The sequence below is a fragment of the Kineococcus sp. TRM81007 genome (assembly GCF_022669155.1).
In the GTDB taxonomy this organism is placed as follows: domain Bacteria; phylum Actinomycetota; class Actinomycetes; order Actinomycetales; family Kineococcaceae; genus Kineococcus.
Genome location: NZ_JALBVB010000014.1, coordinates 1 through 204, shown reverse-complemented (window position 1 = coordinate 204; position 204 = coordinate 1). Strand labels below are relative to the sequence as shown.

Here is a 204-nt window from a genome sequence, read left to right as displayed (position 1 = left end):
TGGAAGTGGTTGTAGGCGCCGCGCCCGTCCGGGGTGCGGGTCTCGCCGGTGGTGGGGAACCCGAGGGGGGAGTTCTCCCAGCCGAGCTGCGCCCAGCGGCCGTGGATGGCCCCGCGCACGTCGTGCGCGCCCGTCGCCGGGGACCAGTAGATCGAGCCGTTCTGGAAGTGGTTGTAGGCGCCGCGCCCGTCCGGGGTGCGGGTC

1 protein-coding gene is annotated in these 204 nt (G+C 74.5%); it reads right to left on the bottom strand.

Features of this window, described 5'->3' with window-relative positions; all coding sequences use genetic code 11:
• Positions 1-204 (bottom strand): LGFP repeat-containing protein (locus tag MN205_RS00065; RefSeq protein WP_242729562.1); only part of this gene is annotated, 204 nt, incomplete at both ends.